Source organism: Trinickia camelliae (assembly GCF_053525655.1).
On the sequence record NZ_JBCHAA010000001.1, the window covers coordinates 463076 to 475793 of the forward strand.

Genomic DNA, 12718 nt, shown 5'->3' on the forward strand with positions numbered 1-12718 from the left:
AGGCCGACGCGGTCCCCGTCCATGCCTCGTTTCAAGCAGATCGAAACCTTCGTCGCCGTCGCCGCCAAGGGCAGCCTTTCCGCTGCCGCGCAGGCGGAGGGCGTGGCGCCCGCGATCATCGGCCGTCGCCTCGACGCGCTCGAGGAGCGGCTCGGCGTCAAGCTCTTCGTGCGCACGACGCGCAAGCTCACGTTGACCTTCGAAGGCTCGGCCTTCCTCGAAGACTGCCAGCGCATCATCCACGACATGCAGAACGCCGAGGCCAGCGTTTCCGCTGGTGGCGTGAAGGCGAGTGGCCATTTGCGCGTGTCGGCGCCGGCCGGCTTCGGGCGCAAGCACGTCGCGCCGCTCGTGCCCGCCTTCACGCTCGCGCATCCGGACGTGTCGATCACGCTCGATCTGTCCGACCGGATGGTCGATCTCGTCAACGAGGGATTTGACTGCGCGGTGCGGCTCGGCGAGTTGCCGGATTCGTCGCTGGTGTCGCTGAGGCTCGGCGAGAACCGGCGCGTGTGCGTGGCGTCGCCGCACTATCTGGCGCGGCGCGGCACGCCCGAGACGCTCGCCGATCTCGCCCGCCACAATTGCCTCGCGCTCGGCGCGAGCGCCAATCAGCAGCGCGGCTGGGTGTTCCAGCAGGACGACAAGGTCGTGTCGATCAAGGTGTCGGGCACGATGGAGTGCTCGGACGGCGCGGTGCTGCACGAATGGTGCCTCGAAGGCCATGGGCTCGCGTGGCGTTCCTGGTGGGAAGTCGGCGCCGATATCGCCGACGGACGGCTCGTCAGCGTGCTCGATGCGTTCGCCGCGCCGCCGATCGGCATCCACGCGGTGTTTCCGCAACGGCGTCATTTGCCGCTCCGGGTGCGGCTCTTTCTCGACTTTCTCAAACACACGTACGAGCATCCCGGCTACTGGAAGTGAGGTGGCGCCGTCGCGAACGGCCACGGGTTTCCGATATGCGGACTCACCCGCAAACCCGCCTTGCGGCGATTTTCCGCGCACTACAATCGGTTGGGAGGGCTGCGCGAGCGTGCGTATGACCGCAAGTGGCACCGCGCAAGCCGATAGCGAGGACAGCCGACGACGGAGAGCGCCATGTTCAAGCACATCCTGGTTCCGACCGATGGTTCCGACCTGTCGCAAAAGGCGATCGACGGCGCGATCGACTTGGCGCAATCGGTCGGCGCGCGGATTACCGCCTATGCCTGCTTGCCGCAATATCCGTACTCGCCGTTTTCCGAGGTCGTGATCGAGCCGCCGGCCGACTTCCAGGAGCGCAGCGAGCGCGAAGCACGAGAGCATCTGCAGGACGTGGAGGAGGCCGCGCGGCGTGCCGGTGTCGCCTGCGAGAGCCAGACGAGCGTGCATCCGTCGCCGTATCTCGGGATCATCGAAGCGGCGGAGCACGGCGGATGCGACGTGATCTTCATGGCGTCGCATGGACGGCGCGGGCTCGGCAGCCTGTTGATCGGCAGTGAGACGCAGCGCGTGCTGACCCATACGAAAATCCCGGTGATCGTGTATCGCTGACGCGCGACACGGCGCATTTCGTGTGCCGCGTTCTTGCTTTTGAATTCGAGACCCGATGCGCCCTAAAGAAGCGCGCCGGCGGTGTGCCGGCGCGTTCCCTTTACTGCGGGCATCGCGGCGCAAATGGCTGAGCCGCGTACCTTCGGCTGTCGCGCTGCGGCTTCTTGGTGCAGCATCCGCGACAGCGGTCCCCCCTGCATTTCGCCATCAAGCGATCGTCAAGCGACCTTCACTTCCTTCACCTTCTGGCTGTCGAAGAACTGTTCGTCTTCGGTGGAGCCGTGCAGGGCGGTCGTCGACGCGTCGCGCTCGACCGTCTGCGTCACCGCGTCGAAGTATCCGGTGCCGACTTCGCGCTGGTGCTTCACGGCCGTGAAGCCCCGATCGGCCGCCGCGAATTCCGCTTGCTGCAGCTCGACGAATGCGCTCATCTGCTGGCGCGCATAGCCGTGCGCGAGGTTGAACATCGAGTAGTTCAACGCGTGGAAGCCGGCCAGCGTGATGAACTGGAACTTGTAGCCCATCGCGCCGAGCTCCTTCTGGAACTTGGCGATCGTCGCGTCGTCGAGGTTCTTCTTCCAGTTGAACGACGGCGAGCAGTTGTACGAGAGCAGCTTGCCCGGGAACTGCTTGTGGATCGCTTCGGCGAATTTCTTCGCGTATTCGAGGTCGGGCTTGCCGGTTTCGCACCAGATCAAGTCTGCATACGGTGCGTAGGCGAGGCCGCGCGATACCGCTTGCTCGAGGCCCGGCTTCGTACGGTAGAAGCCTTCCACCGTGCGCTCGCCCGTGAGGAACGGCTTGTCGTTGTCATCGACGTCGGACGTGATGAGGTCGGCGGCTTCGGCGTCGGTGCGCGCGATCAGCACGGTCGGTGTGCCCATCACGTCGGCGGCGAGACGCGCCGCGGTCAGCTTCGCGACGTTCTCGCGCGTCGGCACGAGCACCTTGCCGCCCATGTGGCCGCACTTCTTGACCGAGGCCAGCTGGTCTTCGAAGTGCACGCCCGAGGCGCCTGCTTCGATCATCGCTTTCATCAACTCGAACGCGTTGAGCACGCCGCCGAAGCCGGCTTCGGCATCGGCCACGATCGGTGCGAAGTAGTCGACATAGCCTTCGTCGCCCGGGTTCTTGCCTTCTGACCACTGGATCTGGTCGGCGCGCGTCAGCGTGTTGTTGATGCGCTTCACGACGAGCGGCACCGAGTTCGCCGGATACAGCGACTGGTCCGGGTACATTTCGCCGGCGACGTTCGCATCGCCCGCCACCTGCCAGCCGGAGAGGTAGATCGCCTTCAGGCCGGCCTTCACTTGCTGCATCGCCTGGTTGCCGGTCAGCGCGCCGAGCGCGTTCACGAACGGCTCGCTATTGACGGACGCCCACAGCTTTTCGGCGCCTTGCTTGGCGATGGTGTGCTCGACTTGCAGCGAACCGCGCAGGCGCACCACGTCTTCGGCCGTGAAACCGCGCTTGATGCCTTTCCAGCGCGGATCGGTTTCCCATTGCTGATGGAGTTGCTGTGCTTGTTGTTGACGCGACATGGTGGGCTCCTTGGTTTGCCATAGAGGTGAATCGTTGGAAATCTGCTTGCAGCGAAACTCGGCGAGGCTGCTTTGTTTCGTGAAGTCTTATATAAGAGTCTAGGCAAATCGATCGAGTCGCCATAGTAGCGAGCTAACCTTTGTCGGATACTTTTTAGTTGATAAATATCAACAACTTATGCATAGAATATCGTATTGTGGAATGTTGTTTTCTATCCTGCAATTGGGGTCGTTGTGCCACGCAGCACGACTTTTTACGACTTAAAAGAATTTTCCATATTGTGAAATATGGGTCAGGGCGAAAAAAACCGGTGCGCGAGCACCGGTTTTTTGTCAGACGAAGGCGATTCGGTGAGCCGAATGCCTTGTCAACAGGGGGTTCGGACGGGCAATCAGCTCCCGCGACGCGCCCCGCGCGGACCGTCGCCGCGACGTGCGCTGTAGCCGTCGCGCGAACCGCCGCCGAAGCCGCCGTCACGCGAGCCGCCAAAACCTTCGCGCGAGCCACCCGACGGCTTGCCGCTCCAGCTGCTGCCGCTGCGCGAGCCGCCGTTGCCCGGCTTGCCGCCGCCGTTTCCACCGGCATTGCCGCCGAAGCGTCGGCCGTTGCCGCTACCGCTGCCCGGACGGCCGCGTCCGCCGCCGAAACCGCCGCGGCCGTTGGCCGGCGGCGCCTTGCGAGGCTCAAAGCCTTCGATCACGTTGACCGGCAGCGGCGAGCGCACGAAGCGTTCAATGCGCTTGAGCGCGCCTTGTTCGGCGTGATGCACGAGGCTCACTGCGATGCCCGAGCGGCCTGCGCGGCCGGTCCGGCCGATGCGGTGCACGTAGTCTTCCGCGAACTTCGGAAGGTCGTAGTTGAAGACGTGCGTGATGCCCGGGATGTCGATGCCGCGCGCGGCGACGTCGGTTGCCACCAGCACGCGCACGCGACGCTCGCGCAGCGCACGGATCGTGCGGTTGCGTGCGCCTTGCGGCAGGTCGCCGTGCAGCGCGGCCGATTCGAAGCCCGCGTCGGCGAGCTTGCCCGCGAGCTGGTCGGCGTCGCTCTTGGTCGCCGTGAACACGATCGCCTGGTCGAGACCGTCGGCGCGCAGCAGGTGGTCGAGGAGGCGATCCTTGTGGTCGCGGTCGTCGACGTAGTGCACGGTCTGCGCGATGTTCGTGCGCGATTCCAGGCGCTGCTGGATCTCGATGCGCTCGGGGTCCTTCAAGAGACGGCCCGTGAGCGAGCCGATCTTGCCGTCGAGCGTCGCGGAGAAGAGCATCGTCTGGCGCGTCGCCGGCGTGGCTGCCACGATCGTCTCGATGTCGTCGATGAAGCCCATGTCGAGCATGCGGTCGGCTTCGTCAAGCACGAGCATCTGGAGTTGCGAGAGGTCGATGCGGCCGCGTTCGAGGTGATCGAGCAGGCGGCCCGGCGTGGCGACCAGGATTTCGGGGTTCTTGGCAAGCAGCATCAGCTGCTGGCCGTAGGCCACGCCGCCAAGGATGCTGACGGTGCGCAGGCGCTTGAGGTGCTTGCCGTACGTCGATGCGGCGGTCGTCACTTGCATCGCGAGTTCGCGGGTCGGCGTGAGGACGAGCAGGCCCGGACGCGCAACCGGCTGCGGACGGCGGCCGCGACGGTCGCCATTGGCCTCACGCGGCTCGCGCGGCTGCGAAGCCTGTGATTTTTGAAGCTGCGCGAAACGTTCGATCGCGGGCAGCATGAAGGCGGCCGTCTTGCCGGAGCCCGTCGGGCTCGACACCAGGAGGTCGCGTCCGGCGATGCCGGCGGGAATCGCGCGCTGCTGAACCGGCGTCGGCGAGACGTAGCCGGCTGCTGTCAGCGCCGAGCAGATTTCCGGCGACAGGCCCAGCGACTCGAACGTCGGCCCAGTGGGTGCGGCGGTTTCAGCGGGTGCAGCGGTCTCGGCGGGGGAAGCGGCGGCGACAGGGGTATCCAGACCGAAGACCTGATCAGCGATGGTGTCCAACGGGCTGGAAGTATTGCTCGAAGTCATGAGAATCCTAGAAACACAGGGATAGGAACGTCGGCGCCAATCGGCATTACCCAAGTCGTCGGATTCAGCGAGCCAAAGAGCCGCGAAAAAATCAAAAAACGGGGGCAGCTCGCGACAATCAAGGCGAGCTTTCGTTAGAAGCTGTATCGGATGCGTCAACGCCGGTATGGCATTGCCGCTAAGCCTGGTACAAGACGGCCCGGAGGGCCTAGGCAGAAGGGGACAGGTTCTAAACTAGATTGGGGCAAAACGCTACGAGGCGCTGCGCGACGGTCTCAAAACTAGACCCGTCAGTGAAGCGCAGGCCGCATTATAAGGACTTTTGCTGCGCTGCGCCACTTATTTGAGAGATGTCTTAGCCATATTGTGTGTGGCTAAGACATCTGGGTCAGACGAGAGTCAGACGATTGCTGGGCCAGTCTTAGCTCTCCGCGCCGGTTTTCAGTGATTCGACGAGTTCCGTGTATTGCTGCTTTGCCGTGTCCTGAGCGGTGCCTTTGAGCGATGCCCATGCGTCGTACTTGTATTTGCCGACGATGTCGGCGAAACCCGGCTTGTCGCCGTGCACGTCGCCTTCGGTTGCCTGCTTGAAGAGGGCGTACAGACGCAGCAGCGTCATGTTGCCGGGCTTCTCGGGCAGTTCCTTTACATCCGACTGGGCTTGCGAGAAGCGAGCGTCGACGTCGTTCATGACACCTCCTTGCCAAAAAATGGAATCGAGGCGGCCGATCATAGCAAGCGATCTTGTGCGCTGGCTCGAACGATCCTTCCAAACGCCAAGGCCCCTCGCAGCGCTCGGTCGTCTTCATTGGGCTAGGAGTAGTCACGCGAGCATCGTCCGAACGGACGAGGTTCGGCTGAGCGGGGCGCCGCATTACAATGTCGGGCATGACCAGAACTGTGCTGCTTGCTCTCGATACGTCGACCGAATTCTGCTCGGTCGCGCTACTGTGCTCCGACTCGTCCGCCGAGGCTTCTTCGGTCGAAAACATTCGCACCTGGGTGCGCCATGAAGAAACGGGGGCGGTGTCGAGCACCCGCGTGCTGCCCGCCGTCCGCGAGTTGTTCGACGAAGCCGGACTCACGCTCGCCGATTGCAACGCGATTGCGTTCGGCGCCGGCCCCGGATCGTTCACCGGCCTGCGGACCGCGACAGGCGTCGCGCAGGGACTGGCGTTCGGCCTCGATCTGCCCGTCGTGCCCATCGGTACGCTGCTCGCTTGCGCGGAAGGCGCGCGCCTGAACCGCCCGTCGGCGACGCGCGTGCTGGCCGCGCTCGATGCGCGCATGGACGAGGTCTATTGGGCTGATTACGCGTGGGAGGCGGGCGAATGGCGCGTGGTGGTGCCGCCGTCGCTAGGCACGCCCGATACCGTGATCGCGCCCGACGTGCCATTCACGCTAGCCGGCAATGCGGCTGCCGCGTTTGGCGAAAAGCTTGATGTGGCGGCGCGCGCGGAATTTGTCGACGGCGCGGCGTTGCCGCATGCCCGGCCGGTCGCGCTCGCGGCGTTGCGCGCGTATCGCGCGGGACGCACCGTACCGGCCGAGCTGGCCGCCCCCGACTACGTGCGCGACAAGGTCGCGCAAACCACGGCCGAGCGGCTCGCCGCCCGGGCCGCACAAGGCGGCGAGGGCGCGCGATGAGCGGCGTGCTGATGGCGGACCGCTATTTGTCGCCGATGACCGACGCCGATCTCGACGAGGTTGTCTTCGTCGAGCGTAACGCCTACGAGTTTCCTTGGACGCGCGGCAATTTCGAAGACTCGCTGCGCAACGGTTATTTCGGGCTGTGCATGCGGCACGTCACCGGTACGCTGATCGGCTATTGCGTGCTGATGCCCGTCGTCGACGAGATGCATCTGCTGAATCTGTGCGTCGCGCCGCAGGCGCAGGGTGTGGGCGCAGGGCTTGCCCTGTTGCGCGAAGCGGTGCGTATCACGCAGCACGAGCGGCTTTCGGGCCTGCTGCTCGAAGTGCGGCCGTCGAACCAGCGGGCGATTCATCTGTACGAGCGCTTCGGTTTCGTTTCGATCGGCCGACGCAAGAATTATTATCCGGCGCGGCACCGCAGCCGGGAGGACGCGATCGTGATGCGTTTCTCGTTTGCCAAGGAGGGCGCACATGGCGCTGCATGAATCCGCGCTCGAAGAATTTGGACTCGCACCGATGTGGGTGCGGCGGGGTTTGGCTGCATCGGTTGACGATGAGGCGGCGTCTGCTGCCGCCGAGCCGCAGAGCGTTGCGGCCCACGCCGGCCTGCCGGAGGCCGAATCAAAGACAGTCGCTGTCGCGATGGAGCCTGAAGCGAAGATTCAGCCGGTGGCCGAGGCAACGGATGTCATCGTGCCGGCGGCCAAGGTGTCAAAAGCCGCCGTGCCGCAGACCGATCCCTTCGCCGGCGACGAGCCGCCACCCCTCACCGAAGACGATCTCGCCTGGTTCGATGCCGAACCGGCGCCCGTGTTCGAGCCGAGCGTAGAGGCCGAGGCCGGCGGGCTGCCGCCTATCCATAGCCTCGATTGGGACGCGCTCGCCGAGCGGGTCGCAGGCTGCGAGCGCTGCCGTTTGTGCGAAAAGCGCACGAACACGGTGTTCGGCGTCGGCGATCGGAACGCCGACTGGATGCTGATCGGCGAAGCGCCCGGCGAAAACGAGGACAAGCAGGGCGAGCCGTTCGTCGGGCAGGCGGGCAAGCTGCTCGACAACATGCTGCAATCGCTCACGCTCGCGCGTGGTACGAACGTCTATATCGCGAACGTCATCAAATGCCGCCCGCCCGGCAATCGCAATCCCGAGCCCGATGAGGTCGCGCGTTGCGAGCCGTATTTGCAGCGCCAGGTCGCGCTCGTGAAGCCGAAGCTGATCATCGCGCTCGGCCGGTTCGCGGCGCAAAGTCTCCTGAAGACCGACTCGAGCATCTCGTCGCTGCGTGGCCGGGTGCATCAGTACGAGGGCGTGCCGGTCATCGTCACGTATCACCCGGCGTATCTGCTGCGCAGCTTGGCGGACAAGTCGAAGGCCTGGGCGGATTTGTGCCTGGCGCGCGATACCTATCGAAACGCAGCGCAGGGCGCGTCCGCGCACGCCAACCCCCAATGAAAACGCTCGAGCCGGCCGCCAATGCTGCTGCCGCGCTCGAGGCGCTGCTCGATTCGCTTGTCGATCCTGCTGTGCGGGACTTGGCGTGGCTGCTCTTCAGCCCCGATTTGTTGTGCGCGCAACCGCCTGCGGGAATGCTGGCGAGCCCTTTCGAATCGGCGAGCGAAGCGTCGGCTACGGTCGCATGGCTGCTCGCGCTCGATCAGGACGCGCGCGATCTGCACCAGAGTCTGAGCGCTTCACATGTGACGCGGCTCGGCCGCTACGCCGAGTGCCTGCTCGGCTATTTTCTGCAGCATGGGCCGGCCGCGTGCCTTGTCGCGGCCAACGTCGCGCTGCGGCGCGCGGGACGCACGCTCGGTGAATGCGATTTTCTGGTCGAGACCGCGAGCGGCAAGCGCCTGCATTGGGAGCTGGCGGTCAAATGCTATCTGCACGCGGGCGGTGCGCGAGCGTCGATGGCGGACTATGTCGGACCGAATCTGCAGGATCGCCTCGACCTCAAATTCACGCATTTGCTCGACCATCAATTGCCGTTGAGTGCGCGTGAGGAATTCGCGTCGCTCGGTCATCGCGGACCTTGGGACGCGCAGATGTATGTCAAGGGATGGCTGTTTTATCGTTGGAGCGATGCAGCCGAGGAGGGCGATGCGGCGGCGCCGCCGCCTGCCGAGATTCATCCGGCGCATGCGCGTGGCTGGTGGCTCGCCCGCTGCGACCTGCCGGGCTTTGCCGCTAGTCACGCCGAGGCGTGGGCGGTGTTGCCGCGTCTCGCGTGGCTCGCACCGCGGCGACGTGTGCCGGTCGACGACGGCGCCGGCGCGGCAGCTCGCTTGCTGGATTCCGACGCGCTTACCGAACAGTTGGCCCAGCAAAGCGGACCGACGATGGTGGCGGCTTTCGCGCGCGATGGCGGCGCACACTGGTTCGAACGCTCGCGCGGCTTCGTCGTGCCGAACGATTGGCCGGAGCGGGCGTTGGCTTTTGCAGAGCAGTGAGCGCGGCGGCGATGCGAATCTGACGAGCGCTAGCTCGGCGCTCGTGTCGCGAGCCAACTGAAGCCCCCCCGCACGCTGCCTACCACCAGCGATAGAAATGATGAACCGGCCCAACGCCGCTGCCGACGTCAAGCCGCGCGCTGTGCTCGAGCGCACCGGTCAGGTATGCCTTCGCATCGGTGACCGCGCTCGCGAGATCGGCGCGCTGAGGGATCAGCGCGGCAATGGCCGACGACAACGTGCAGCCCGTGCCGTGCGTATTCTTCACCGGGATGCGCGGCCCGCCCAAGCGCAGCGCGCCGCTTGCCTGAACGAGCCAGTCGGGGCTATCGGCCGCTAAGAGGTGTCCACCTTTCATCAACACGGCCTGTGCGCCAAGCTGAAGCAATGCTTCGCCTTGGCGGCGCATCGCCGGCTCGTCCGCGGCAGCTTCGACGCCGAGCAGCGCCGCCGCCTCGGGCAGATTCGGCGTCAACACGCTCGCCAGCGGCAGCAGTTCGTCGCGCAGCGCGGCGACCGCGTCCGGCGCGAGCAGAGCATGATTGCTCTTCGAGATCATCACCGTGTCGAGCACGACGTAGCGCGGCCGATACTGTTTGAGCGCCGCCGCCACCGCGCGCACGATCCCCGCGTTCGCGAGCATGCCGATCTTCACGGCATCGATACGGATGTCGCTGAAGACCGCGTCGAGCTGGGCTGCGACGAATTCGGCTTCGGGCGCATGGATCGCGCTCACGCCGCGCGTGTTCTGCGCGGTGAGCGCCGTAATGACGCTCGCGCCGTACGCGCCGAGCGCCGAGAACGCTTTCAGATCGGCCTGAATGCCTGCGCCGCCGCCCGAATCGGAGCCGGCGATCGTGAGCACGTTGGGAATCTTCGGTGTCATAGCAGGCGCGTCGCGCTCAGTGCTTGACTTCGCCGATCAGCGCGACCGAATCGAAGGCGCGCTGATTGGCTTGATGGCGGCGCATCACGAGCCACATCATGAGGCAGACGAAGGTGCCGAACAGCACGATCACGGCGGTGACCGGCACGTCGAGCCAGACCAGCACCGCATACAGGCACAGCATCACGAGCACCGAGAGGTTCTCGTTGAAATTCTGCACCGCAATCGAATGTCCCGCGGACAGCAGCACGTGCCCGCGATGCTGAAGCAGCGCGTTCATCGGCACGACGAAGAAGCCCGACAGACCGCCGACAAAAATCAGGAAGACATAGGCGACGAGCAAATATCCGGACACATGCATGCGGCCGATGTGCAAGCCCCAGTGCGGCGGGAACAGATCGCGCGTGTAGAAGGCCATCAGCATCACGGCGATGCCCATCATGATCCCGACCGGCAGCACGGAAAGCGAGCGCTTGAGCGGGATCTTGGCCGCGGCGATCATCGCGCCCGCCGCGACGCCGACCGCGACCACGGCCTGCAGGATCGCCCCTTCGGAAAGCGACATGCCGAGCGATACTTCGGCCCATTTCAACACGATGAATTGCAGCGTCGCGCCCGCGCCCCAAAAGAGCGTCGTGACGGCGAGCGAAATTTGCCCGAGCTTGTCGCGCCAAAGGATCTGGAAGCAATCGGCGAAATCGGTGATGAGCTTGATCGGGCCGTGCTGCTGTCTCGGATAGCGCGCGCCGGTGTCGGGAATGCGCAGATTGAAGAGCGCCGCGATGACATAAATGCCCATGATGACAACCATGGCCGCTTCGGCGGGCGTGGCGATGTAGGGGATGTTGTGCTTGAGGATATGGACGGCGATGTGCGGGCTGATCAGCGCACCGCCGAGCACGGTGCCGAGAATGATCGAGCCGACAGTCGTGCCTTCGATCCAGCCGTTGGCGGCCACTAGCCGGTCCGGCGGCAGGAGTTCGGTGAGAATGCCGTATTTCGCGGGCGAATAAGCAGCGGCGCCGAAACCGACGATGCCATAGGCGAGCAGCGGATGCGCCCCGACCAGCATGACCACGCAGCCGACCACTTTGATCGTGTTGGTCACGAACATGACGCGGCCTTTGGGCCGGGAATCCGCGAAGGCGCCGACGAAGGCGGCGAGCACGACGTACGACAGCACAAAAAACAGCTTGAGCAGCGGCGTCATCCAGTTCGGGGCGTGAAGATCTTTCAGCAGTGCGATTGCAGCAATCAGAAGGGCATTGTCGGCCAACGACGAAAAAAACTGCGCGGCCATGATGGTGTAAAAACCTTTTTTCATCTGATGCGGTGCTGTCCTCGCTGCGGTCGTCCGCCCCGCCCGCGGGGCTCGCGTTCGGACTTATTCCGTTCGAAATGGGTTGTGCGCACGGCTTTATATCACGAAAATAGACGTTTTCGGACTAGCGTATCCTCGGTGGTGCCCCCAGCGGGCCTCGACGGGCATTGAAAACGCGCTGTAAGGTCCTGATTTGGAAGTGTCTTTACGAAAAATCCCATGCCGCGCCCCCTCCTAGCCACCATCCATACCGCCGCTCTCGCCAACAATCTCGCCGTTGCCCGCCGGTACGCGCCGAACTCCAAGATTTGGGCCGTGGTCAAGGCCAATGCCTACGGGCACGGGCTTGCGCGTGCGTTTCCGGGGCTGCGCGCCACGGATGGCTTCGGCTTGCTGGATCTCGAAGAGGCAGTGAAGCTGCGCGAGCTGGGCTGGGCGGGGCCGATCCTGCTGTTGGAGGGATTCTTCCGGCCGACCGACATCGACGTGATCGACCGCTACAGCCTGACCACCGCGCTGCACAGTGACGAGCAGTTGCGCATGCTGGAGATGGCGCGCCTGTCGAAGCCGGTCAATATCCAGTTGAAGATGAATAGCGGCATGAACCGGCTCGGCTATGCGCCCGAGAAGTTCCGCGCGGCTTGGGAGCGGGCGCGCGCCTGTCCGGGCATCGGCCAGATCACGCTGATGACCCACTTCTCCGATGCCGACAGCGAGCGCGGCGTCGCATACCAGCTTGAAACGTTCGAACGCGGCGCGGAAGGGATCGCGGGCGCGCGCAGTCTCGCGAACTCGGCGGCCACGCTCTGGCATCCGTCGTCGCACTACGACTGGGTGCGGCCCGGCATCATCCTGTACGGCGCGTCGCCCTCGGGCGTGACGGCCGCTATCGACGGCACCGGCTTGCAGCCGGCCATGACGCTCACGTCGGAGCTGATCGCCGTGCAAACGATCGCCAAGGGCGAGACCGTCGGCTATGGCTCGATCTTCACTGCGACGATGCCGATGCGCATCGGTGTCGTCGCGTGCGGCTATGCCGACGGCTATCCGCGTGTCGCGCCGGAAGGCACGCCGGTGATCGTCGACGGCGTGCTGACGCGAGTCGTGGGCCGGGTGTCGATGGACATGATCACCGTCGATCTCACGCCTTGCCCGACGGCCAACGTTGGCGCGCGCGTCGAGCTGTGGGGCGCCAACCTGCCGATCGACGACGTGGCGCGCGCCTGCGGCACTATCGGCTACGAGTTGATGTGCGCGGTGGCGCCGCGCGTGCCTGTGCGCGCCGAATAAGCGGCGCGACCGTTTCCCCTCCCAGAACGACGAAGAAGAAA

12 protein-coding genes are annotated in these 12718 nt (G+C 64.9%); 7 read left to right on the forward strand and 5 right to left on the reverse strand.

Annotated elements, in window-relative coordinates:
- Nucleotides 1-21 precede the first annotated feature (21 nt).
- Nucleotides 22-924: a LysR family transcriptional regulator gene (locus tag AAHK20_RS02145; protein WP_449179771.1), complete on the forward strand. Its 903-nt coding sequence runs from the start codon at nucleotides 22-24 to the stop codon at nucleotides 922-924.
- A 174-nt stretch (nucleotides 925-1098) separates the two neighbouring features.
- The gene (locus tag AAHK20_RS02150; protein ID WP_449179772.1) at nucleotides 1099-1533 is read left to right on the forward strand and encodes a universal stress protein; all 435 of its coding nucleotides are present in this window, start codon (nucleotides 1099-1101) and stop codon (nucleotides 1531-1533) included.
- A gap of 218 nt (nucleotides 1534-1751) precedes the next feature.
- On the opposite strand, the gene aceA is transcribed toward AAHK20_RS02150, so the two are convergent.
- The 3 genes from aceA to AAHK20_RS02165 form a co-directional block, all read right to left on the reverse strand.
- Complete coding sequence (gene aceA / locus AAHK20_RS02155) at nucleotides 1752-3074, reverse strand: isocitrate lyase (RefSeq protein ID WP_449179773.1); 1323 nt, start codon at nucleotides 3072-3074, stop codon at nucleotides 1752-1754.
- 392 nt (nucleotides 3075-3466) lie between these two features.
- Nucleotides 3467-5080, reverse strand: a complete 1614-nt coding sequence (locus AAHK20_RS02160; RefSeq protein ID WP_449179774.1) for a DEAD/DEAH box helicase — start codon at nucleotides 5078-5080, stop codon at nucleotides 3467-3469.
- 421 nt (nucleotides 5081-5501) lie between these two features.
- Nucleotides 5502-5771, reverse strand: a complete 270-nt coding sequence (locus AAHK20_RS02165; RefSeq protein ID WP_449179775.1) for an acyl-CoA-binding protein — start codon at nucleotides 5769-5771, stop codon at nucleotides 5502-5504.
- A 197-nt stretch (nucleotides 5772-5968) separates the two neighbouring features.
- Between AAHK20_RS02165 and tsaB the strand changes: the two genes are divergently transcribed.
- The 4 genes from tsaB to AAHK20_RS02185 are packed head-to-tail and all read left to right on the forward strand — an operon-like array spanning nucleotide 5969 to nucleotide 9180.
- The gene (gene tsaB / locus AAHK20_RS02170; RefSeq protein ID WP_449179776.1) at nucleotides 5969-6727 is read left to right on the forward strand and encodes a tRNA (adenosine(37)-N6)-threonylcarbamoyltransferase complex dimerization subunit type 1 TsaB; all 759 of its coding nucleotides are present in this window, start codon (nucleotides 5969-5971) and stop codon (nucleotides 6725-6727) included.
- Nucleotides 6724-7218 carry a ribosomal protein S18-alanine N-acetyltransferase gene (rimI, locus tag AAHK20_RS02175; RefSeq protein ID WP_449179777.1) on the forward strand — a complete coding sequence of 165 codons (495 nt, stop codon included), beginning with the start codon at nucleotides 6724-6726 and terminating at the stop codon, nucleotides 7216-7218. The genes tsaB and rimI overlap by 4 nt, the downstream gene beginning before the upstream one ends.
- Nucleotides 7205-8182, forward strand: a complete 978-nt coding sequence (locus AAHK20_RS02180) for a uracil-DNA glycosylase (RefSeq protein WP_449179778.1) — start codon at nucleotides 7205-7207, stop codon at nucleotides 8180-8182. Before rimI ends, AAHK20_RS02180 begins: the two co-directional genes overlap by 14 nt.
- Nucleotides 8179-9180 (forward strand): DUF1853 family protein, encoded by a 1002-nt coding sequence (locus AAHK20_RS02185; RefSeq protein WP_449179779.1) that lies wholly within the window; start codon nucleotides 8179-8181, stop codon nucleotides 9178-9180. Before AAHK20_RS02180 ends, AAHK20_RS02185 begins: the two co-directional genes overlap by 4 nt.
- A gap of 79 nt (nucleotides 9181-9259) precedes the next feature.
- Here the strand turns inward: AAHK20_RS02185 and thiD are convergent, their stop codons facing one another.
- Complete coding sequence (thiD, locus tag AAHK20_RS02190; RefSeq protein WP_449179780.1) at nucleotides 9260-10066, reverse strand: bifunctional hydroxymethylpyrimidine kinase/phosphomethylpyrimidine kinase; 807 nt, start codon at nucleotides 10064-10066, stop codon at nucleotides 9260-9262.
- Between the two features lie 16 nt (nucleotides 10067-10082).
- The gene (lplT, locus tag AAHK20_RS02195; protein ID WP_449179781.1) at nucleotides 10083-11390 is read right to left on the reverse strand and encodes a lysophospholipid transporter LplT; all 1308 of its coding nucleotides are present in this window, start codon (nucleotides 11388-11390) and stop codon (nucleotides 10083-10085) included.
- A gap of 216 nt (nucleotides 11391-11606) precedes the next feature.
- Between lplT and alr the strand changes: the two genes are divergently transcribed.
- The gene (alr, locus tag AAHK20_RS02200) at nucleotides 11607-12677 is read left to right on the forward strand and encodes an alanine racemase (RefSeq protein WP_449179782.1); all 1071 of its coding nucleotides are present in this window, start codon (nucleotides 11607-11609) and stop codon (nucleotides 12675-12677) included.
- Nucleotides 12678-12718 lie beyond the last annotated feature (41 nt).